This window comes from Nitratireductor mangrovi (assembly GCF_007922615.2).
GTDB classification, from domain to species: domain Bacteria; phylum Pseudomonadota; class Alphaproteobacteria; order Rhizobiales; family Rhizobiaceae; genus Mangrovimarina; species Mangrovimarina mangrovi.
Map to the genome: position 1 here is coordinate 950,892 of NZ_CP042301.2, position 20,266 is coordinate 971,157.

The 20,266-nt window shown below is 62.7% G+C and carries 32 protein-coding genes; 31 read left to right on the forward strand and 1 reads right to left on the reverse strand.

Annotated features, from left to right (window positions below; all coding sequences use genetic code 11):
- The first annotated feature begins 294 nt into the window (after nt 1-294).
- On the forward strand, nt 295-1,416 hold the full coding sequence (locus FQ775_RS23760) for a porin (protein WP_206064828.1): 1,122 nt from the start codon (nt 295-297) through the stop codon (nt 1,414-1,416).
- 16 nt (nt 1,417-1,432) lie between these two features.
- On the opposite strand, the gene FQ775_RS04590 is transcribed toward FQ775_RS23760, so the two are convergent.
- Nucleotides 1,433-1,714 carry a transcriptional regulator gene (locus tag FQ775_RS04590; RefSeq protein WP_146300990.1) on the reverse strand — a complete coding sequence of 94 codons (282 nt, stop codon included), beginning with the start codon at nt 1,712-1,714 and terminating at the stop codon, nt 1,433-1,435.
- A 460-nt stretch (nt 1,715-2,174) separates the two neighbouring features.
- Here FQ775_RS04590 and rpsL point away from each other — a divergent pair, with 460 nt between their 5' ends.
- The 30 genes from rpsL to FQ775_RS04740 all read left to right on the forward strand — a co-directional run bounded on the left by rpsL (nt 2,175) and on the right by FQ775_RS04740 (nt 20,244).
- Nucleotides 2,175-2,546 carry a 30S ribosomal protein S12 gene (gene rpsL / locus FQ775_RS04595; RefSeq protein WP_146300991.1) on the forward strand — a complete coding sequence of 124 codons (372 nt, stop codon included), beginning with the start codon at nt 2,175-2,177 and terminating at the stop codon, nt 2,544-2,546.
- Nucleotides 2,547-2,565: 19 nt separating this feature from the next.
- Nucleotides 2,566-3,036, forward strand: coding sequence for a 30S ribosomal protein S7 (gene rpsG, locus FQ775_RS04600; protein WP_146300992.1), 471 nt, complete (start codon nt 2,566-2,568; stop codon nt 3,034-3,036).
- A gap of 36 nt (nt 3,037-3,072) precedes the next feature.
- A complete protein-coding gene (gene fusA, locus FQ775_RS04605; protein WP_146300993.1) occupies nt 3,073-5,163 on the forward strand; it encodes an elongation factor G in 2,091 nt (696 codons plus the stop codon).
- Nucleotides 5,164-5,228: 65 nt separating this feature from the next.
- Nucleotides 5,229-6,404 carry an elongation factor Tu gene (gene tuf, locus FQ775_RS04610; RefSeq protein WP_146298239.1) on the forward strand — a complete coding sequence of 392 codons (1,176 nt, stop codon included), beginning with the start codon at nt 5,229-5,231 and terminating at the stop codon, nt 6,402-6,404.
- 64 nt (nt 6,405-6,468) lie between these two features.
- Nucleotides 6,469-6,777 carry a 30S ribosomal protein S10 gene (rpsJ, locus tag FQ775_RS04615; RefSeq protein WP_072606015.1) on the forward strand — a complete coding sequence of 103 codons (309 nt, stop codon included), beginning with the start codon at nt 6,469-6,471 and terminating at the stop codon, nt 6,775-6,777.
- 70 nt (nt 6,778-6,847) lie between these two features.
- Entirely contained in the window at nt 6,848-7,570 is a 723-nt protein-coding gene (rplC, locus tag FQ775_RS04620) for a 50S ribosomal protein L3 (RefSeq protein ID WP_146298260.1), read from the forward strand.
- The gene (gene rplD, locus FQ775_RS04625; RefSeq protein ID WP_146298261.1) at nt 7,570-8,190 is read left to right on the forward strand and encodes a 50S ribosomal protein L4; all 621 of its coding nucleotides are present in this window, start codon (nt 7,570-7,572) and stop codon (nt 8,188-8,190) included. The genes rplC and rplD overlap by 1 nt, the downstream gene beginning before the upstream one ends.
- Nucleotides 8,187-8,480, forward strand: coding sequence for a 50S ribosomal protein L23 (locus FQ775_RS04630; protein ID WP_146298262.1), 294 nt, complete (start codon nt 8,187-8,189; stop codon nt 8,478-8,480). Before rplD ends, FQ775_RS04630 begins: the two co-directional genes overlap by 4 nt.
- Nucleotides 8,481-8,498: 18 nt before the next feature.
- Entirely contained in the window at nt 8,499-9,332 is an 834-nt protein-coding gene (gene rplB, locus FQ775_RS04635; RefSeq protein WP_146298263.1) for a 50S ribosomal protein L2, read from the forward strand.
- A gap of 16 nt (nt 9,333-9,348) precedes the next feature.
- A complete protein-coding gene (rpsS, locus tag FQ775_RS04640; protein ID WP_146298264.1) occupies nt 9,349-9,627 on the forward strand; it encodes a 30S ribosomal protein S19 in 279 nt (92 codons plus the stop codon).
- Nucleotides 9,628-9,630: 3 nt separating this feature from the next.
- Complete coding sequence (gene rplV, locus FQ775_RS04645; RefSeq protein ID WP_146298265.1) at nt 9,631-10,020, forward strand: 50S ribosomal protein L22; 390 nt, start codon at nt 9,631-9,633, stop codon at nt 10,018-10,020.
- Nucleotides 10,020-10,727 carry a 30S ribosomal protein S3 gene (gene rpsC / locus FQ775_RS04650; protein WP_146298266.1) on the forward strand — a complete coding sequence of 236 codons (708 nt, stop codon included), beginning with the start codon at nt 10,020-10,022 and terminating at the stop codon, nt 10,725-10,727. The genes rplV and rpsC overlap by 1 nt, the downstream gene beginning before the upstream one ends.
- A gap of 40 nt (nt 10,728-10,767) precedes the next feature.
- On the forward strand, nt 10,768-11,181 hold the full coding sequence (rplP, locus tag FQ775_RS04655; protein WP_146298267.1) for a 50S ribosomal protein L16: 414 nt from the start codon (nt 10,768-10,770) through the stop codon (nt 11,179-11,181).
- A 13-nt stretch (nt 11,182-11,194) separates the two neighbouring features.
- Nucleotides 11,195-11,395 (forward strand): 50S ribosomal protein L29, encoded by a 201-nt coding sequence (gene rpmC, locus FQ775_RS04660; RefSeq protein WP_146298268.1) that lies wholly within the window; start codon nt 11,195-11,197, stop codon nt 11,393-11,395.
- 10 nt (nt 11,396-11,405) lie between these two features.
- Nucleotides 11,406-11,648 carry a 30S ribosomal protein S17 gene (rpsQ, locus tag FQ775_RS04665; protein ID WP_146298269.1) on the forward strand — a complete coding sequence of 81 codons (243 nt, stop codon included), beginning with the start codon at nt 11,406-11,408 and terminating at the stop codon, nt 11,646-11,648.
- 63 nt (nt 11,649-11,711) lie between these two features.
- On the forward strand, nt 11,712-12,080 hold the full coding sequence (gene rplN / locus FQ775_RS04670; protein ID WP_146298270.1) for a 50S ribosomal protein L14: 369 nt from the start codon (nt 11,712-11,714) through the stop codon (nt 12,078-12,080).
- Between the two features lie 12 nt (nt 12,081-12,092).
- Entirely contained in the window at nt 12,093-12,404 is a 312-nt protein-coding gene (gene rplX / locus FQ775_RS04675) for a 50S ribosomal protein L24 (RefSeq protein WP_146298271.1), read from the forward strand.
- On the forward strand, nt 12,397-12,951 hold the full coding sequence (rplE, locus tag FQ775_RS04680) for a 50S ribosomal protein L5 (RefSeq protein WP_146298272.1): 555 nt from the start codon (nt 12,397-12,399) through the stop codon (nt 12,949-12,951). The genes rplX and rplE overlap by 8 nt, the downstream gene beginning before the upstream one ends.
- A 26-nt stretch (nt 12,952-12,977) precedes the next feature.
- The gene (gene rpsN, locus FQ775_RS04685) at nt 12,978-13,283 is read left to right on the forward strand and encodes a 30S ribosomal protein S14 (RefSeq protein WP_146298273.1); all 306 of its coding nucleotides are present in this window, start codon (nt 12,978-12,980) and stop codon (nt 13,281-13,283) included.
- A 12-nt stretch (nt 13,284-13,295) separates the two neighbouring features.
- Complete coding sequence (gene rpsH, locus FQ775_RS04690; RefSeq protein ID WP_146298274.1) at nt 13,296-13,694, forward strand: 30S ribosomal protein S8; 399 nt, start codon at nt 13,296-13,298, stop codon at nt 13,692-13,694.
- Between the two features lie 33 nt (nt 13,695-13,727).
- Nucleotides 13,728-14,261 (forward strand): 50S ribosomal protein L6, encoded by a 534-nt coding sequence (gene rplF / locus FQ775_RS04695; protein ID WP_146298275.1) that lies wholly within the window; start codon nt 13,728-13,730, stop codon nt 14,259-14,261.
- Nucleotides 14,262-14,273: 12 nt separating this feature from the next.
- On the forward strand, nt 14,274-14,633 hold the full coding sequence (gene rplR, locus FQ775_RS04700) for a 50S ribosomal protein L18 (RefSeq protein WP_146298276.1): 360 nt from the start codon (nt 14,274-14,276) through the stop codon (nt 14,631-14,633).
- Between the two features lie 76 nt (nt 14,634-14,709).
- The gene (gene rpsE / locus FQ775_RS04705; protein ID WP_146298277.1) at nt 14,710-15,267 is read left to right on the forward strand and encodes a 30S ribosomal protein S5; all 558 of its coding nucleotides are present in this window, start codon (nt 14,710-14,712) and stop codon (nt 15,265-15,267) included.
- Between the two features lie 31 nt (nt 15,268-15,298).
- Nucleotides 15,299-15,499, forward strand: a complete 201-nt coding sequence (gene rpmD / locus FQ775_RS04710; RefSeq protein ID WP_146298278.1) for a 50S ribosomal protein L30 — start codon at nt 15,299-15,301, stop codon at nt 15,497-15,499.
- A gap of 19 nt (nt 15,500-15,518) precedes the next feature.
- Nucleotides 15,519-15,992 carry a 50S ribosomal protein L15 gene (gene rplO, locus FQ775_RS04715; protein ID WP_146298279.1) on the forward strand — a complete coding sequence of 158 codons (474 nt, stop codon included), beginning with the start codon at nt 15,519-15,521 and terminating at the stop codon, nt 15,990-15,992.
- 139 nt (nt 15,993-16,131) lie between these two features.
- Nucleotides 16,132-17,472 (forward strand): preprotein translocase subunit SecY, encoded by a 1,341-nt coding sequence (gene secY / locus FQ775_RS04720; RefSeq protein ID WP_146298280.1) that lies wholly within the window; start codon nt 16,132-16,134, stop codon nt 17,470-17,472.
- Nucleotides 17,469-18,065, forward strand: a complete 597-nt coding sequence (locus tag FQ775_RS04725) for an adenylate kinase (protein WP_146298281.1) — start codon at nt 17,469-17,471, stop codon at nt 18,063-18,065. Before secY ends, FQ775_RS04725 begins: the two co-directional genes overlap by 4 nt.
- 185 nt (nt 18,066-18,250) lie before the next feature.
- Nucleotides 18,251-18,619, forward strand: coding sequence for a 30S ribosomal protein S13 (gene rpsM / locus FQ775_RS04730; protein WP_146298282.1), 369 nt, complete (start codon nt 18,251-18,253; stop codon nt 18,617-18,619).
- 121 nt (nt 18,620-18,740) lie between these two features.
- Nucleotides 18,741-19,130 (forward strand): 30S ribosomal protein S11, encoded by a 390-nt coding sequence (rpsK, locus tag FQ775_RS04735; RefSeq protein ID WP_146298283.1) that lies wholly within the window; start codon nt 18,741-18,743, stop codon nt 19,128-19,130.
- A 103-nt stretch (nt 19,131-19,233) separates the two neighbouring features.
- Nucleotides 19,234-20,244: a DNA-directed RNA polymerase subunit alpha gene (locus FQ775_RS04740; RefSeq protein WP_146298284.1), complete on the forward strand. Its 1,011-nt coding sequence runs from the start codon at nt 19,234-19,236 to the stop codon at nt 20,242-20,244.
- The last annotated feature ends 22 nt before the right edge of the window (nt 20,245-20,266 follow it).

A 20,266-nucleotide genomic window follows, 5' to 3' on the forward strand; every position in this document is an offset into this window, starting at 1 on the left:
ATCTCACATACGTGGGTCCGGCGGTCGGCTTAGCTGACGCTGCGGCAGTCGATCGGGTCATAGACCTCCCAGCCGCGATTGGGCCGCCCGGGTATTGCCCCGCCGGGCGGCTCTTTTTTTGGACCATATCGGGCTCCGATAGGCCTCGATGGCCGGCCCTCACGGTGCCCGACGGCCGGCGAGGGCCGCCTGTCCACAGACTTGCTTTGGATCAAGCGGAATAAGCGCATAAGTTGCTTGCATAGCAAACGGATTGTGATCCACTCTTCGTAAGGCTGTTGTGCGGAGGGGAGCATGTCAAAGACCGTCTCGCGGGTGTCGGCAACCGCGTTGTTTCTTGCCGCGTTGCCGGTTGCGGCCTGGAGTGACGAGGAGGCAGTCGACTATGTGCGGGTCTGCGACGCTTTCGGCACCGGTTTCTACTACATTCCCGGGACGGAGACCTGTCTAAGGATTGGCGGCCGAATCCGGGCTGAGTTCGTCGATAACCCCTCCGAACTGGGGCTTGGCGTCCAGCGCACCCAGGTCGGCGCGAATATCCGCGAGACCTACCTTTTCGCGATGCCGAGCCGGATCGAGAGGATCGGCGGTGGAGCGGAGTTCGAGTACGGTCTCGGCAAGAAGGATTCGCCTCTGGGTGAGTACTACGGCTTCATCTATGGAAGCTTCGACTACAGTGGCGGGAACGAAAGTGCTTCAGGTACCGCCGAGGTCGGCCAGAACGACGTCACGGCGGTTGGATTCAATTTCGGGCGCAACCATCCGATGTACGGCAACGGCGTTATCGCAACCGCGCCCGGCTTTGGGCTTTATGGCCAGGGGCATTTGGAGAATCGCTGGGGCATCGGCGAACTGGGCTACGGCAAGAGCTTCTTGCTCGGCGACGACGAGGTGAGGGCTCCCTATGTCGTCGTGCGCGGCGGGGTGTTCGCCGAGGGCTTCGATTTCGAATCGAGGGGCAAGTCAAAGCTGACGTTCAACGGCGTTGACTTCTCGGGGTTCTATCAACGCTACAAGGTGACGGCTGAAGATTACTACGCAGGTGTAACCACCGGCCTCGATTTCGTGTTCTATCCGACCGACTGTCTGCGTCTTACCATCGGCGGCAAGATCAACTGGGCATACCATTGGGGCGAGGCGAATTTCCGCCAGGTTACGGGTATTGGCGGCGGCAACCGCGTCCGCGAAAAGCTTCATTACGACAACTCCGGATTCACGGTAGGCGGCGCGCTGAAGGCCGAGGCGGCAATCGATGTCGGCAAGGGCTGGACCGTGTCCGGTGGCTACGAGTTCTCGGTCCTGCCCGACGTGACCGGTATCGATATGCGCGAGACGCCGAACGATACGGATTTGCATGGGACCAGCGACACCATCAATCGTCACTTCGGCTTTCTGAAGGTCACCCGGGGTTTTTAGCAAAGCCGCTGGCGCGCTAGAACGGTTCCTCAAAGGTAACGATCGAGATTTCGCCCGAGACCGCGCCCTCATATGCCGAAAGGTGCGGTTCGTCGTCGGGCACGCCGTCCATGTCGCCGATCTTGTCGAGTTCGGCCTCGACATAGCCTTCACGAGCCAGCGCTTCGAGCGCGGAACGAACGGCGGTATCGTCATCCGGAGCCACCAACATCACGTGTACTCCCAGGGAATCGCCGCCCTTGCGTTCCCAAACCCTGCCGGTGATGATGGTGACGGGGCGGTTGTCGTTGTCCTGCATGGCGTTCCCTTTCGCGCCTCTTGGCGATTCTGGCGGCGACGCAGCCGCACGGGCGTCATGTCTTGCACGCCACAACCTTGCATGACAGGCCCTAGCGAACCATATCTGCCGTCAGCGCGCTTCCAGCGAAAGAAAATTACGTGACGGTGGCCAAACCCGCAGAAGCGCAGGATTTTTGCGGCGACGGGGTTGACGGGTGGGGCGCACGGGCGTATTAGCCGCCGCGTCTGAGCCGATGTGAGACTTGGCTTTTCGGGACGACGCGTCCTGAAGTTCGTCTCAAACAGGGTTCGTTCTACGAGCGACGACATTCCGGCGTGCATGAAGCGGTTCCGCTTCCTCTGCTTTTTTGTTCGGGCAAGCCGCAAGGAGCGGCGTGTGGCCCGAATTTGCGTATGGAAAAGGCGCTGCGAGCGGCCCTCACGTGGCCTTGAGACGGAATTGAAGAAGAGGAAGGTTTATGCCTACCGTTAACCAGCTGATCCGCAAGCCGCGCACCGCGCCGGTGAAGCGCAACAAGGTTCCGGCCATGCAGCAGAACCCGCAGAAGCGGGGTGTTTGCACGCGCGTCTACACAACGACGCCCAAGAAGCCGAACTCGGCGCTGCGCAAGGTTGCGAAGATCCGCCTCGTCAATGGTTTCGAGGTGATCGGTTACATCCCGGGTGAGGGGCACAACCTCCAGGAGCACTCCGTGGTCATGATCCGCGGTGGTCGTGTGAAGGACCTTCCGGGCGTGCGCTACCACATCATCCGTGGCGTGCTCGACACGCAGGGCGTGAAGAATCGCAAGCAGCGTCGTTCGAAATACGGCGCCAAGCGTCCGAAGTGACCTGAGAGGCTGAGAGCAGATGTCCCGTCGTCACAGAGCAGAAAAGCGCGAAATCAACCCGGATCCCAAGTTTGGGGATCTGGTTGTGACCAAGTTCATGAACGCCGTCATGCTGCACGGCAAGAAGTCGGTCGCCGAGTCGATTGTCTATGGTGCCCTCGACCAGATTGAGGACAAGACCAAGCAGGAGCCGGTCGGGGTGTTCCATCAGGCGCTCGACAACGTTGCTCCGCATGTCGAGGTTCGCTCGCGGCGCGTCGGTGGCGCGACCTATCAGGTCCCGGTCGACGTCCGTCCCGAACGGCGTCAGGCGCTCGCTATCCGCTGGCTGATCACCGCCGCGCGCGGCCGCAACGAGACCACCATGATCGATCGCCTATCGGGCGAACTCATGGATGCCGCCAACAACCGCGGCACGGCAGTCAAGAAGCGCGAAGACACGCACCGCATGGCTGAGGCCAACCGCGCCTTTGCCCATTACCGCTGGTAATCGGCAGCGCGACAGGACGAGCGAAAGGCACGAGAGATGGCCCGCGACTACAAGATCGAAGACTACCGCAATTTCGGCATCATGGCGCATATCGACGCCGGAAAGACCACGACGACCGAGCGCGTCCTGTTCTATACCGGCAAGTCGCACAAGATCGGCGAAGTCCACGACGGCGCCGCGACCATGGACTGGATGGAGCAGGAGCAGGAACGCGGCATCACCATCACGTCGGCCGCGACCACGACCTTCTGGGAAGGCCGTGACGGCAAGAAGCGCCGCTTCAACATCATCGACACCCCTGGCCACGTCGACTTCACGATCGAGGTCGAGCGTTCGCTGCGCGTGCTCGACGGCGCCATAGCGCTGCTCGATGCCAATGCCGGTGTCGAGCCGCAGACCGAGACCGTGTGGCGTCAGGCCGACAAGTATCGCGTCCCGCGCATGATCTTCTGCAACAAGATGGACAAGATCGGCGCCGACTTCTTCCGGTCGGTCGAGATGGTCAAGTCGCGCCTTGGCGCGACGCCGGTCGTCATGCAGCTGCCGATCGGCGCCGAGAGCGACTTCGCCGGTGTCATCGACCTCGTCGAGATGAAGGCACTGGTGTGGAAGTCCGAAAACCTTGGTGCCGAGTGGGATGTTCTCGACATCCCGGCCGATCTCCAGGCGCAGGCCGAAGAGTATCGCGAAAAGCTGATCGAGACCGCTGTCGAGATGGACGAGGCCGCGCTTGAGGCCTACCTTGAGGGCAATCTTCCTTCCAACGACGAGCTGCGCAAGCTGATCCGCAAGGGCACCGTCGAGGTCAAGTTCTTCCCGATGTTCTGCGGCTCGGCCTTCAAGAACAAGGGCGTGCAGCCGCTGCTTGACGCCGTCGTCGACTTTCTTCCCTCGCCGGTTGAAGTGCCGGCCATCAAGGGCATCGATCCGAAGACCGAAAGCGAGATCAGCCGCAAGTCGTCCGACGAAGAGCCGGTGTCGATGCTGGCCTTCAAGATCATGAACGACCCGTTTGTCGGTTCGCTCACCTTCTGCCGCATCTACTCCGGCGTTCTGAAGAAGGGCGTCTCGCTCGAGAACACCGTGAAGGCGAAGCGCGAGCGTATCGGCCGCATGCTGCAGATGCACTCCAACTCGCGTGAGGACATCGAAGAGGCCTATGCCGGCGACATCGTCGCGCTTGCCGGTCTCAAGGAAACCACGACGGGCGATACGCTGTGCGACCCGCTGAAGCCGGTCATCCTGGAGCGCATGGAATTCCCGGATCCGGTCATCCAGATCGCGATCGAGCCCAAGACCAAGGGCGACCAGGAAAAGATGGGCATGGCCCTCAACCGTCTCGCCGCCGAGGACCCCTCCTTCCGCGTCAAGACGGACGAGGAAAGCGGTCAGACCATCATCTCGGGCATGGGCGAACTTCACCTCGACATCATCGTCGATCGCTTGAAGCGCGAGTTCAAGGTCGAGGCCAATGTCGGCGCACCGCAGGTCGCGTATCGCGAGACCATCACCCGGCAGGCCGAGATCGACTACACGCACAAGAAGCAGACTGGCGGTTCGGGTCAGTTCGCGCGCGTCAAGATCGTGTTCGAGCCCAATCCGGAGAGCGAGGACTTCGTCTTCGAATCCAAGATCATCGGCGGCTCGGTGCCGAAGGAATACATTCCCGGCGTCCAGAAGGGCATCGAGAGCGTCATGTCCTCCGGTCCGGTGGCCGGCTTCCCGATGCTGGGCGTCAAGGCAACGCTGATCGACGGCGCCTACCACGACGTCGACTCGTCGGTCCTGGCCTTCGAGATCGCTTCGCGCGCTGCTTTCCGTGAGGGTGCGCAGAAGGCGGGTGCCCAGCTGCTCGAGCCGATCATGAAGGTCGAGGTGGTGACACCTGAGGACTATGTCGGCTCGGTGATCGGCGACCTGAACGGCCGCCGCGGCCAGATCCAGAACCAGGAGATGCGCGGCAACGCCGTTGTCGTCAATTCGATGGTGCCGCTGGCCAACATGTTCAAGTACGTCGACACGCTGCGTTCGATGTCCCAGGGCCGCGCCCAGTACACGATGCAGTTCGATCATTACGAGCCTGTGCCGACTGCGGTCGCGCAGGAAATCCAGAAGAAATACGCGTAATCCCGCCGGATTGACGCCAACGTCAACTTCGCCCGCCAGCGGGCAGCAGGAAATGGAGACCTCACATGGCAAAAGGTAAATTCGAGCGTAATAAGCCTCATGTGAACATTGGCACGATTGGTCACGTTGACCATGGCAAGACGTCGTTGACGGCGGCGATCACGAAGTATTTTGGCGAGTTCAAGGCGTATGACATGATTGACGCAGCGCCTGAGGAGAAGGCGCGGGGCATCACGATCTCGACGGCGCATGTCGAGTACGAGACGGATGCGCGCCACTACGCGCATGTCGACTGCCCGGGCCACGCCGACTACGTGAAGAACATGATCACGGGTGCCGCGCAGATGGACGGCGCGATCCTGGTTGTTTCGGCGGCGGACGGCCCGATGCCGCAGACGCGCGAGCACATCCTGCTTGCCCGCCAGGTCGGCGTTCCGGCGATCGTCGTGTTCCTGAACAAGGTCGACCAGGTCGACGATGCCGAGCTTCTGGAGCTTGTCGAGCTCGAGGTTCGCGAGCTCCTGTCGAGCTACGAGTTCCCGGGCGACGACATTCCGATCGTGAAGGGCTCTGCGCTGGCGGCGCTCGAGGACTCCAACAAGGAGATCGGCGAGGACGCGATCCGCGAGCTGATGAAGGAAGTCGACGCCTATATCCCGACGCCTGAGCGTCCGGTCGACCAGCCGTTCCTGATGCCGATCGAGGACGTGTTCTCGATCTCGGGCCGCGGCACGGTTGTGACGGGCCGCGTCGAGCGCGGCATCGTGAAGGTCGGCGAGGAGGTCGAGATCGTCGGCATCCGCCCGACTTCGAAGACGACGGTGACGGGCGTCGAGATGTTCCGCAAGCTTCTGGACCAGGGCCAGGCGGGCGACAACATCGGCGCGCTTCTGCGCGGCATCGACCGCGAGGGCGTGGAGCGCGGCCAGGTTCTGTGCAAGCCGGGTTCGGTGACGCCGCACACCAAGTTCAAGGCCGAGGCCTATATCCTGACCAAGGAGGAGGGCGGCCGCCACACGCCGTTCTTCACCAACTACCGCCCGCAGTTCTATTTCCGCACGACGGACGTGACGGGTGTCGTCACGCTTCCGGAAGGCACGGAGATGGTGATGCCGGGCGACAATGTGACGGTTGACGTTGAACTGATCGTGCCGATCGCCATGGAGGAGAAGCTGCGCTTCGCCATCCGCGAAGGCGGCCGCACCGTCGGCGCCGGCATCGTCGCATCCATCACGGAATAGGAAAAACCGGTCTGGCGCGGGTGCGGCAATCCCGCCGCGCCCGGGTCAAACAAGGACAAGACGCATGAACGGACAAAATATCCGAATCCGCCTCAAAGCGTTCGACCACCGTGTGCTCGACGCCTCGACGCGCGAGATCGTGTCGACCGCCAAGCGCACCGGCGCCAGCGTTCGCGGACCGGTTCCGCTGCCGACGCGGATCGAGAAGTTCACGGTGAACCGCTCGCCGCACATCGACAAGAAGAGCCGCGAGCAGTTCGAGATGCGCACGCACAAGCGCCTGCTCGATATCGTGGACCCGACGCCGCAGACCGTGGACGCGCTTATGAAGCTCGACCTGGCCGCCGGCGTCGACGTTGAGATCAAGCTCTAAGGGGCTTTGGGAAGAGGCGCGGCAGGGCTTGAGGCTCGGCCCGGGAACTCTTGAGAAGGAAGTTGAACCGATGCGTTCAGGTGTTATCGCACAGAAGGTGGGGATGACGCGCATCTACAACGATGCGGGCGAACATGTGCCCGTGACCGTTCTGCGGATGGAGAACTGTCAGGTTGTGGCGCAGCGCACCCAGGAGAAGAACGGCTACACGGCCGTCCAGCTTGGAGTCGGGCTTGCCCGCGTGAAGAACACGACCAAGGCGCTGCGCGGGCATTTTGCTGCCGCGTCGGTCGAGCCGAAGTCGAAGCTGGCCGAGTTCCGTGTCTCCCCGGACAACCTGCTCGATATTGGCGCCGAGATCACGGCCGACCACTTCGTTGCCGGTCAGAAGGTCGACGTCACAGGCACCTCGATCGGCAAGGGTTTCCAGGGTGTCATGAAGCGCCACAATTTCGGTGGCGGCCGGGCGACCCACGGTAACTCGGTATCGCACCGTTCGCACGGTTCGACCGGTCAGCGCCAGGACCCCGGCAAGGTGTTCAAGGGCAAGAAGATGGCTGGCCACATGGGCCAGACGCGCGTGACCACGCAGAATGTTGAGGTGGTCTCCACCGACGTCGATCGTGGCCTGATCCTGATCCGCGGCGCCGTTCCGGGCTCCAAGGGCGCCTGGATCCTGGTTCGCGACGCGGTCAAGGCCGCGCTGCCCGACAACGCGCCGAAGCCGGCTGCGATCCGCGCCGCCGCCGCGGCGGTCGCCAATGAAGCTGCCGCTCAGGAAGGGGCCGAGTGATGGACATCAAGATCACAACGCTCGCCGGCAAGGACGCAGGCAAGGCGACGCTCTCGGACGAGATCTTCGGCCTCGACCCGCGCGAAGACCTGCTTCAGCGCGTCGTGCGCTGGCAACTCGCCAAGAAGCAGCAGGGCACGCACAAGACCAAGGGGCGCGCGGAGATTTCGCGCACCGGTGCCAAGATGTACCGCCAGAAGGGTACGGGTCGCGCCCGGCATTCGTCGGCCCGCGTTCCGCAGTTCCGCGGCGGTGGCCGTGCCCACGGTCCGGTGGTGCGCAGCCACGAGCACGATTTGCCCAAGAAGGTGCGCGCGCTCGGTCTGAAGCATGCCCTGTCGGCGAAGGCGAAGGCCTCCACGCTGATCGTCGTCGACGAACTGTCGGTGAAGGATGCCAAGACCAAGGCGCTCATCGCGACGTTCGCCAAGCTCGGGCTGGACAACGCCCTGATGATCGGTGGCGCCGAGCTTGACCAGAACTTCAAGCGGGCGGCCTCGAACATCCCCAATATCGACGTGCTGCCGGTCCAGGGCATCAACGTCTACGACATTCTGCGCCGCGGCACGCTTGTCCTTTCCAAGGCGGCCGTCGAGGCTCTCGAGGAGCGTTTTAAATGACCGATCTCCGCCACTATGACGTGATCGTCAGCCCGGTGATCACCGAGAAGTCGACCATGGCGTCCGAGGTCAACCAGGTTGTCTTCAACGTCGCTCGCAAGGCGTCGAAGCCTGAGATCAAGGCGGCCGTCGAGGCGCTTTTCGGCGTCAAGGTGACGTCCGTGAACACGCTCGTTCGCAAGGGCAAGGTGAAGCGTTTCCGCGGCACCATCGGCCAGCAGAGCGATATCAAGAAAGCCGTTGTGACGCTGGCCGAAGGCCACGCGATCGATATCGCGACGGGTCTCTGAGAGGCTTGAGGTAGGATCATGGCACTCAAGAAGTACAATCCGGTCACGCCGAGCCAGCGTCAGCTGGTCATCGTTGACCGCTCCGGCCTCTACAAGGGCAAGCCGGTCAAGGGCCTGACCGAAGGTCTCACCAAGTCGGGCGGCCGCAACAATGCCGGCCGCGTGACCGCGCGCTTCATCGGCGGGGGTCACAAGCGGACCTATCGCGTCATCGATTTCAAGCGCCGCAAGTTCGACGTCGCGGCAACGGTTGAGCGTATCGAGTACGACCCGAACCGCTCCGCCTTCATCGCGCTCATCCGCTATGATGACGGCGAACTGTCCTACATCCTGGCGCCGCAGCGTCTTGCGGTGGGCGACAAGGTCGTCTCCAGCGCCTCGGCCGACGTCAAGCCCGGCAATACCATGCCGCTTTCGGCGATGCCGGTCGGCACGATCGTCCACAATGTCGAGCTGAAGCCCGGCAAGGGCGGACAGGTCGCGCGTTCGGCGGGCGCCTATGTGCAGCTTGTCGCTCGCGACCAGGGTATGGCAATCCTGCGTATGAGCTCCGGCGAACAGCGCCTCGTGCATGGGTCGTGCCTCGCCACTGTCGGCGCGGTTTCCAATCCGGACCATGCCAACATCAACGATGGCAAGGCGGGCCGCACCCGCTGGCGCGGCAAGCGTCCGCACAACCGCGGCGTCGCCATGAACCCGGTCGACCATCCGCACGGCGGTGGTGAAGGCCGCACTTCCGGCGGTCGTCATCCGGTTTCGCCGTGGGGCAAGCCCACGAAGGGCAAGCGTACGCGCTCCAACAAGGCGACCGACAAGTTCATCATGCGCTCGCGTCATGCGCGCAAGTCATAAGAAGAGGTAAGGCGAAGTGACCCGCTCAGTCTGGAAAGGCCCCTTCATCGACGGCTACATGCTGAAGAAGGCCGACAAGGTGCGCGAGAGCGGCCGCAACGAAGTGATCAAGATCTGGAGCCGCCGTTCCACGATCCTACCCCAGTTCGTCGGCCTGACCTTTGGCGTCTACAACGGCCAGAAGCATATTCCCGTCTCCGTGTCGGAAGACATGGTCGGGCACAAATTCGGTGAATTCGCTCCGACCCGGACCTATTACGGCCACGGCGCGGACAAGAAGGCGAAGAGGAAGTAAGTCATGGGCAAGGCCAAAGCTCCGCGCCGGCTTGCTGACAACGAGGCGCGCGCCGTCCTGCGCACGATCCGCGTCAGCCCGCAGAAGCTGAACCTGGTTGCCGCCATGATCCGCGGCAAGAAGGTGGCGAGCGCGCTCGCCGACCTCGAGTTCTCGCGCAAGCGCATCGCCGGAACGGTCAGGAAGACCCTGGAATCGGCGATCGCCAATGCCGAGAACAATCACGATCTCGACGTCGATTCGCTGGTTGTCGCCGAGGCTTTTGTCGGCAAGTCGATCGTCATGAAGCGCTTCCATGCACGTGGCCGCGGACGCGCCAGCCGCATCGAGAAGCCGTTCGCGAACCTGACCATCGTCGTTCGCGAAGTTGAAGAGAAAGTGGAGGCCGCCTGATGGGCCAGAAAGTCAATCCGATCGGGCTTCGCCTCGGCATCAACCGGACCTGGGATTCGCGCTGGTATGCCAACACCGGCGAGTACGGCAAGCTGCTGCACGAAGACCTCAAGATCCGCGATTACCTGATGTCGGAGCTGAAGCAGGCCGCGATCTCCAAGGTCGTGATCGAGCGCCCGCACAAGAAGTGCCGGGTGACGATCCACGCAGCGCGTCCGGGTCTGATCATCGGCAAGAAGGGCGCCGACATCGAGAAGCTGCGCCGCAAACTGACCGAGATGACCCAGTCGGAGACGCATCTGAATATCGTCGAGGTGCGCAAGCCCGAGGTCGACGCCACGCTGATCGCGCAGTCGATCGCCCAGCAGCTGGAGCGCCGCGTTGCGTTCCGCCGTGCCATGAAGCGCGCCGTCCAGTCGGCGATGCGCCTTGGTGCCGAAGGCATTCGCATCAACTGCTCGGGCCGGCTTGGCGGCGCGGAGATCGCGCGCATGGAATGGTACCGCGAGGGCCGCGTGCCGCTGCACACGCTGCGCGCCGACGTCGATTATGGCACTGCCGAGGCGCAGACCGCCTACGGCGCCTGCGGCGTGAAGGTCTGGGTCTTCAAGGGCGAGATCCTCGAACACGATCCGATGGCGTCGGAACGCCGTGCGATCGAGAGCGAGCATCAGGGCGGCGGTGGCCGTCGTCGCGAGAACGCCTGATCGTTCCTCGCGCAGGAAACGGAATTTGGAGTAGAAAACGATGCTGCAGCCGAAGCGCACGAAGTTCCGCAAGCAGTTCAAGGGCCGTATTCACGGCGCCGCCAAGGGCGGCACCAAGCTCGACTTCGGCTCGTTCGGGCTGAAGGCGCTGGAGCCGGAGCGTGTCACCGCGCGTCAGATCGAGGCTGCTCGCCGGGCCATCACCCGCGAGATGAAGCGCCAGGGCCGCGTCTGGATCCGCATCTTCCCGGACGTGCCTGTCACCTCCAAGCCGACCGAAGTCCGCATGGGTAAGGGCAAGGGCTCGGTCGACTATTGGGTCTGCCGCGTCAAGCCGGGTCGGATCATGTTCGAACTGGACGGCGTTTCCGAAACGATCGCGCGCGAGGCATTGCGCCTGGGCGCTGCCAAGCTGCCGGTCAAGACGCGCTTTATCCAGCGCGTGAGCGAATAGGAAGGGCGCAACGATGAAAGCCTCTGACGTCAGGGCCAAGACCCTGGATCAGCTCAATGACGAGCTCGCCGGCCTGAAGAAGGAGCAGTTCAACCTGCGCTTTCAGAAGGCGACCGGTCAGCTCGAGAAGACCTCGCGCGTCAAGCAGGTCCGTCGGGACATCGCGCGCATCAAGACCATCGTCGCCGAGAAATCGGCGGACAAGAACGCGTAGGAAGAAGAATATGCCAAAGCGCATCCTGCAGGGCACGGTCGTCAGCGACAAGAACGACAAGACGGTCGTCGTCAAGGTCGAGCGCCGCTTTACCCACCCGGTGATGAAGAAGACCGTGCGCATGTCGAAAAACTACAAGGCGCATGACGAGGCCAACAGCCACAAGGTGGGCGACACCGTGCTCATCCAGGAGTCGCGGCCGATCTCCAAGGACAAGCGCTGGGTCGTGGTGACCGAAGCGCAGGCCGAGTAGCGAAAAGTTTCGGAAAGCCGGGAAGGGCAGCCCTTCCCATGAACAAGAAGAAGGCGGCCAGTCATGATTCAGATGCAAACAAACCTCGACGTCGCTGACAATTCCGGCGCCCGTCGTGTCATGTGCATCAAGGTGCTGGGCGGTTCGAAGCGGAAATACGCTTCCGTGGGCGACGTGATCGTCGTCTCGGTCAAGGAAGCCATTCCGCGCGGCCGCGTGAAGAAGGGCGACGTGATGAAGGCGGTCGTGGTCCGCACGGCCAAGGACATCCGCCGTCCGGACGGCAGCGTCATTCGTTTCGACAAGAATGCCGCCGTTCTGGTGGACAACAAGAAAGAGCCGGTCGGCACGCGTATCTTCGGCCCTGTCCCGCGCGAATTGCGCGCGAAGGCCCACATGAAGATCATCTCGCTGGCGCCGGAAGTGCTGTAAGGAGCCGGATTGATGCAGAAGATCCGTAAAGGCGACAAGGTCGTCGTGCTCGCCGGCAAGGACAAGGGCCGCACCGGCGAGGTTTTAAAAGTCATGCCGAAGGACGACAAGGCCGTCGTCCGCGGCATCAACGTTGTGCGCCGCCATCAGCGGCAGACGCAGAACCAGGAAGGCGGCATCATCTCCATCGATGCGCCGATCCACATGTCCAACCTTGCGCTCGCCGACCCCAAGGACGGCAAGCCGACCCGCGTCGGCTTCGAGATCAAGGACGGCAAGAAGGTTCGCGTCGCCAAGCGCTCGGGAGTTGAGATCGATGTCTGAGACTTACGAACCGCGCCTGAAGAAGCTCTACAACGAGACCATTCGCAAGGCGCTGCGCGACCAGTTCTCATACGACAACGAGATGCAGGTTCCGCGTCTCGAAAAGGTCGTCATCAATATGGGTGTCGGGGCCGCGACCGCGGACTCCAAGAAGCCGACCGTGGCTGCGGAAGAACTGTCGCTGATTGCCGGCCAGAAGGCCGTCGTCACGCGGGCACGCACCTCCATCGCCGGTTTCAAGGTGCGCGAGGGCATGCCTATCGGCGCCAAGGTGACTTTGCGCAAGGACCGTATGTACGACTTCGTCGATCGCCTTGTGACGATCGCGCTGCCGCGCGTGCGTGACTTCCGCGGCCTTAACCCGAAGAGCTTCGACGGCCGCGGCAACTTCGCCATGGGCATCAAGGAGCACATCGTGTTCCCCGAGATCAACTACGACAAGGTCGACCAGATCTGGGGAATGGACATCATCGTTTGTACGACCGCCACGACGGACGACGAGGCCCGGGCATTGCTCAAGGCCTTCAACTTCCCGTTCCGGCAGTAACGGCAGCGAAAAAGGAACAATCTGATATGGCAAAGACCAGCTCAGTCGAAAAGAACAAGCGCCGCCGCAAGCTCGTCGCGCGCCACGCGGCCAAGCGTGCCGAACTCAAGGCGCTCGTGATGAACCGTGAGTTGCCGATGGAAGATCGCTTCCGCGCGCAGCTCAAGCTCGCCGCGATGCCGCGCAACTCTTCCAAGGTGCGCATCCGTAATCGCTGCGAGGTGACGGGGCGTCCGCGCGCCTTCTATCGCAAGCTGAACATGTCGCGCGTTGCGCTGCGTGAACTGGGCTCGCTGGGTCTGATCCCGGGCCTGGTCAAGTCGAGCTGGTAAGGAGGGCGAGCGATGTCCATGAGTGATCCTCTCGGCGATATGCTGACCCGCATCCGCAACGCCTATGGCCGCAAGAAGACCAAGGTCTCGACCCCGGCGTCCAAGCTGCGCGCGCGTGTGCTCGAAGTCATGAAGTCCGAAGGCTATATCCGCGACTACAGCCAGACCGATTTCGACAATGGCAAGTCGGAGATCGAGATCGAGCTGAAATATTTCGATGGCGTTTCGGTGATCCGCGAGATCGCCCGCGTCTCGAAGCCCGGTCGTCGGGTCTATGTTTCGGCCAGGTCGATTCCGCAGGTCTCCAACGGCCTCGGCATTTCGATCCTGTCGACGCCGAAGGGCGTCATGGCGGACCATGAAGCGCGCGAACAGAATGTCGGCGGAGAGATCCTCTGCCAGATCTTCTGATCGGGCCCAAACAGAACGAACGAGGACAGGAACATGTCTCGTATTGGTAAGAGACCCGTGGCGGTGCCGGATGGCGTGACCGCGTCCGTCGATGGCCAGACCGTTATCGCGAAGGGCCCGAAGGGCGAACTGCGCTTCGTCGTCAACGACGAGGTTCTGGTCAAGCTCGACAACGGCGAGATCAAGGTCGATCCGCGTGATCAGTCGAAAGACGCACGCTCCAAATGGGGCATGTCGCGCACGATGATCCAGAACATCCTCAAGGGGGTGAAGGACGGCTTCGAGAAGCGTCTCGAGATTACCGGCGTCGGTTACCGCGCGGCCCTGCAGGGGAAGGATCTGCAGCTCTCTCTCGGCTTCAGCCACGAGGTGGTTTACAAGGCGCCGGAAGGCATCCAGATCACCGTGCCCAAGCCGACGGAGATCGTCGTGACTGGTATCGACAACCAGAAGGTCGGCCAGGTCGCAGCGGAAATCCGCGAGTATCGCGGCCCCGAGCCCTACAAGGGCAAGGGCGTGCGTTATGCCGACGAGCGCATCGTGCGCAAGGAAGGCAAGAAGAAGTAAGGAAAGCAGGCCATGGCTTCTAAGGATTCTACCCAGCGCCGCGCTGCCCGCGTCCGCCGCCAGGTCAAGGCGGTGGCCGGCGATCGCCTGCGCCTCTCGGTCCATCGCTCGTCGAAGAACATCTACGCCCAGATCATCGATGATCAGAAGGGCCACACGGTCGCCGCCGCTTCGACGCTTGAGAAGGACGTCAAGGGTTCGCTCAAGACCGGTGCGGATGCCGCTGCCGCAGCCGCGGTTGGCAAGCTGATTGCCGAGCGTGCGGTCAAGGCCGGCGTCAAGGAGGTCGTTTTCGACCGCGGCGCCTATATCTACCACGGCCGCGTCAAGGCGCTCGCCGAGGCTGCCCGCGAGGGCGGTCTGTCGTTCTAAACCGCCCCCCGGCCAAGGCGCCGGGTCAGGCAAAAATCAACCGCCGTGCTTCCGGAAAAGAACAAGGAACAGGATAATGGCACAGGATCGCAGGGACGGCCGCGGCCGTGATCGCGAAGAGCGCGACAGCGAATTTGTCGACAAGCTCGTTCACATCAACCGCGTCGCCAAGGTCGTCAAGGGCGGCCGCCGCTTCGGCTTTGCAGCACTCGTCGTAGTCGGCGACCAGAAGGGCCGCGTCGGCTTTGGTCACGGCAAGGCGCGCGAGGTGCCTGAGGCGATCCGCAAGGCGACTGAAAGCGCCAAGCGCGACATGATCTTCGTGCCGCTCCGGTCGGGCCGTACGCTCCACCACGACGTCTCCGGCCGCCATGGCGCCGGTCGCGTCCTGCTGCGCGCCGCAAAGGCCGGTACCGGCATCATCGCTGGTGGCCCTATGCGCGCCGTCTTCGAGACCCTCGGCGTCCATGACGTCGTGGCCAAGTCGATGGGCACGTCCAATCCCTACAACATGGTGCGCGCCACCTTCGACGCATTGAAGCAGCAGATGCACCCCAAGGATGTGGCTGCCCAGCGCGGCATCAAATATTCGTCACTGCAGGCGCGTCGCGGCGCTGCCGCCGCCGAAGAATAACTGCTCGCGCGGCTGACAGAGGAACAGGAAAATGGCTGAGAAGAAGAAGGGCAAGACCGTAACGGTCGAGCAGGTCGGCAGCCCCATCCGCCGCCCGGCCGAGCAGCGTGCGACGCTGATCGGCCTTGGTCTGAACAAGCTGCATCGCCGCCGCACGCTGGAGGACACGCCCTCCGTGCGCGGCATGATCGCGAAAGTGCAACATCTCGTCCGCGTCGTGGACGAGGCGTAAGCGACGCTGGAGCATCGACATGAAACTCAACGAACTGCGCGACAAGGAAGGCGCGACCCAGTCGCGCAAGCGCGTCGGGCGCGGCATTGGTTCGGGCCTCGGCAAGACCGGTGGGCGCGGTGTGAAGGGCCAGAAGTCCCGTTCCGGCGTCTCGATCAACGGGTTCGAGGGCGGCCAGATGCCGCTTTACCGCCGTCTGCCCAAGCGTGGCTTCAAGGTCCCGTTCCCGAAGGACTTCAACATCGTTTCGCTGGCCCGCATCCAGCAGGCGGTCGACGCCAAGAAGCTTGATGCCAAGAAGCCGGTGACGGCCGAGGCGCTCGTCGAGGCTGGCGTTATCCGCCGTGTTCGCGATGGCGTGCGTCTGCTCGCCGATGGCGAACTCAAGGCCAAGGTGACCTTCGAAATCGCCGGCGCCTCCAAGGCCGCCATCGAGAAGGTCGAAAAGGCCGGCGGTTCGGTGAAGCTGCCGGAAAAGCCTGCCGCCGAGTAACCGGTTTCCGGTGCGACCAATAGCGGCGGCCCCTGGCCGCCGCTTGCATCCTGGGCGGCTGGGGCCTATCTCGGGGCTTCGGCGCACGCGTCGTCCGCGACGGACGGGTCAGGAAGCGTGACGAAGCGGAGAACTTTTCATGGCGTCTGCTGCTGAGCAACTTGCCTCCAATCTGAACTTCGCTGCCTTCGCCAAGGCCGAGGATCTGAAGAAGCGGATCTGGTTTACCCTTGGCGCATTGCTCGTCTACCGCCTCGGCACCTATATCCCGATCCCGGGGATCAATCCCGATGCCTTCGCGCAGGCGTTCGAGCAGCAGTCGGGCGGCGTTCTCGGCATGTTCAACATGTTTGCCGGCGGCGCCGTCGAGCGCATGGCGATCTTCGCCCTCGGCATCATGCCCTACATCTCCGCTTCCATCATCATGCAGCTGATGACGTCGGTGATCCCGACGCTCGAGCAGTTGAAGAAGGAAGGCGAGCAGGGCCGCAAGGTCATCAACCAGTACACCCGCTACGGTACCGTCCTGCTTGCGACGGTTCAGGCCTACGGTATTTCTGTCGGACTCGAGAGTGGTACCGATATCGTCACCGATCCCGGCTGGTTCTTCCGCATCTCCGCCGTCATCACCCTGGTTGGCGGCACCATGTTCCTGATGTGGCTCGGCGAGCAGATCACCGCTCGCGGCATTGGCAACGGCATCTCGCTGATCATCTTCTCCGGCATTGTCGCAGGGCTTCCCTCCGCCCTGGGCGGTACCCTCGAACTGGGCCGCACCGGAGCGCTGTCGACCGGCATCATTCTGGCCATCATCGTGCTGGCGATTGCGGTGATTGCGCTCATCGTGTTTTTCGAGCGTGCCCAGAGGCGGCTCCTGATCCAATATCCCAAGCGCCAGGTCGGCAACCGCATGTTCCAGGGCGACACGTCGCACCTGCCACTGAAGCTCAACACCGCCGGGGTCATTCCGCCGATCTTCGCATCGTCGCTGCTGCTCCTGCCGGCGACGCTTGCTGGTTTCTCGGATACCTCGACATTGCCTGGCTGGGCAGGCGCGATCCTCGCCACGCTGGGGCACGGGCAGCCGCTCTATATGGTGCTTTATGCCGCCATGATCGCCTTCTTCGCCTTCTTCTATACAGCGATCGTGTTCAATCCGAAGGACACCGCCGATCAACTGAAGAAGCATTCCGGCTTCATTCCGGGCTATCGTCCGGGTGAACGGACGGCCGAGTACATCGATTATGTCCTGACCCGTATCACCGTCGTCGGCGCGATCTATCTCGTGCTGGTCTGCCTGCTGCCGGAGTTCCTGATCTCGGCGACCGGAGTGCCTTTCTACCTCGGTGGCACATCACTGCTGATCGTGGTCAGCGTGACGCTCGACACGGTATCACAGGTCCAGGGGCACCTGATCGCGCACCAATATGAGGGGCTGATCAAGAAATCGAAGCTGCGCGGAGGAAAGAGGGGGAGATGAGGCTGATATTGCTCGGTCCGCCGGGTGCGGGGAAGGGGACGCAAGCACAGCGGTTGGTCGAGAAGCACGGCATTCCGCAATTGTCGACCGGCGACATGTTGCGGGCCGCGGTCAAGGCCGAAACCGAGGTCGGCTTGCGCGCCAAGGCAGTGATGGAAGCCGGCGAACTCGTCTCCGACGCCATTGTCAACGCTATCGTCGCCGAGCGCATCGATCAGGATGATTGCGCCGGGGGCTTCGTCCTTGACGGCTATCCGCGAACGCTCGCGCAGGCCGACTCAGTCGAGGCCATGCTGGCCGACCGCGGATTGAAGCTTGACGCGGTCATCGAACTCGTGGTCGACGACAAGGCGCTGGTGGGACGAATTGTCAAGCGGGCCGAAGAGGCACAGGCCGCCGGGCAACCGGCGCGCAAGGACGACAATCCCGAGGTGTTCGACGAACGCCTGCGTGAATATTACAAGAAGACCGCGCCGCTGATCGGCTACTATTATGCCAAGGGCATGCTCAAGGGCGTCGACGGCATGGCCTCCATCGATGAGGTCACGGACGCGATCGAAGCCCTGCTTGCCGAGGTCGTGCGCGGAAACTGAACCGACCCGGTTGACGGCAGGCGCGCCTTGGACTATAGCGGCGCGTCTCCCATCAGACGTTTGGTCGGCTGGGCCTTCAAGGCTCGGCCGTTGCTTTACGTGATGGAACATCCCGCAAGGGCCGGCCTCCACCGGACGCGGGTCAGTCGCAAGCGCCGGCGCTGCCGGCCTACATGGAGAAAGAGATGGCTCGCATAGCCGGCGTTAATATTCCGACCAACAAGCGCGTCGTTGTCGCGCTTCAGTACATCCACGGCATCGGCCCCAAATTTGCCGCCGACATTGTCGCCAAGGCGAACATTCCGACCGACCGTCGCGTCAACGAATTGACCGACGCGGAAGTCATGCATATCCGCGAGACGATCGACCGCGAATATCAGGTCGAGGGCGATCTTCGCCGCGAAGTCTCGATGAACATCAAGCGTCTGATGGATCTTGGCTGCTATCGCGGTCTTCGCCATCGTCGCTCCCTGCCGGTCCGTGGCCAGCGTACGCACACCAATGCGCGCACCCGCAAGGGCCCGGCCAAGGCGATCGCCGGCAAGAAGAAGTAAGGCAGTCGGCAATCGGCAGTAGGCAATCGAAGCAATCCGACTGCCCCCTGCCCAATCCTGACTGCCGTGAGGTGTAGCCGCTGGCATTACGGCGGCGTCGATATCGAACGAAAGGACCAAGATGGCCAAGGAAGCCGCTCGTGTTCGCCGTCGCGAACGCAAGAACATCTCGTCGGGCGTGGCTCACGTCAACTCGACCTTCAACAACACCATGATCACGATCACCGACGCGCAGGGCAACACGATTGCCTGGTCGTCGGCAGGCGCTCAGGGCTTCAAAGGCTCGCGCAAGTCGACGCCGTTCGCCGCCCAGATCGCCGCCGAGGATTGCGCCAAGAAGGCGCAGGAGCATGGCATGCGTCAGCTCGAGGTCGAGGTGAGCGGCCCGGGTTCTGGCCGTGAATCGGCCCTGCGCGCGCTGCAGGCGGCCGGCTTCACGATCTCGTCGATCCGCGACGTGACGCCGATTCCGCACAATGGCTGCCGTCCGCGCAAGAAGCGGCGCGTCTGACGAGTTTCGACACACATCGTAAGAGCGGATTGCTGCGCTCCTCTGCGGTTTCCAGATCGCCCGCCACGATTGGATGGTGGCGGGGTACCGGAAGGAAGAACACATGATCCAGAAGAACTGGCAGGAACTGATCAAGCCCAACAAGATCGAGTTCTCGTCCAAGGGCAAGACCGTCACCAATCTCGTCGCCGAACCGCTTGAGCGGGGCTTCGGCCTGACGCTCGGCAATGCGCTGCGTCGCGTTCTGCTTTCCTCGCTGCGCGGCGCCGCTGTGACTGCGGTGCAGATCGACGGCGTGCTGCACGAATTCTCCTCGATCGCCGGCGTGCGCGAGGACGTGACCGACATCATCCTCAACATCAAGGAAATCGCCATCCGCATGGAGAGCGATGGCCCGAAGCGCATGGTCGTGCGCAAGCAGGGCCCCGGTGTGGTCGTGGCCGGTGACATTCAGACCGTCGGGGATATCGAGATCCTGAACCCAGATCACGCGATCTGCACGCTTGACGAGGGCGCCGAGATCCGCATGGAGTTCACCGTCGACACCGGCAAGGGCTACGTGCCTGCCGAGCGCAACCGCGCTGAAGATGCGCCGATCGGCCTGATTCCGGTCGACAGCCTCTACTCGCCAGTCAAGAAGGTCTCCTACAAGGTTGAAAACACCCGCGAAGGCCAGGTTCTCGACTACGACAAGCTGACGATGACGGTCGAGACCGATGGCTCGATCGCCGGCGAGGACGCGGTGGCCTTCGCCGCGCGCATCCTGCAGGACCAGTTGGCGCTGTTCGTCAATTTCGAGGAGCCGCAGAAGGAGGTCGCCCAGGAACAGGTGACCGAGCTTGCGTTCAACCCGGCGCTCCTGAAGAAGGTCGACGAGCTGGAGCTTTCCGTCCGTTCTGCCAACTGCCTGAAGAACGACAACATCGTCTATATCGGCGACCTTATCCAGAAGACGGAAGCAGAGATGCTCAGGACGCCGAATTTCGGCCGCAAGTCGCTCAACGAGATCAAGGAAGTTCTCGCCGCCATGGGCCTTCACCTCGGTATGGAGGTGCAGGACTGGCCGCCGGAAAACATCGAAGATCTCGCCAAGCGCTACGAAGACCAATATTGACAGCCGGGCAGGTCCGGTCAGT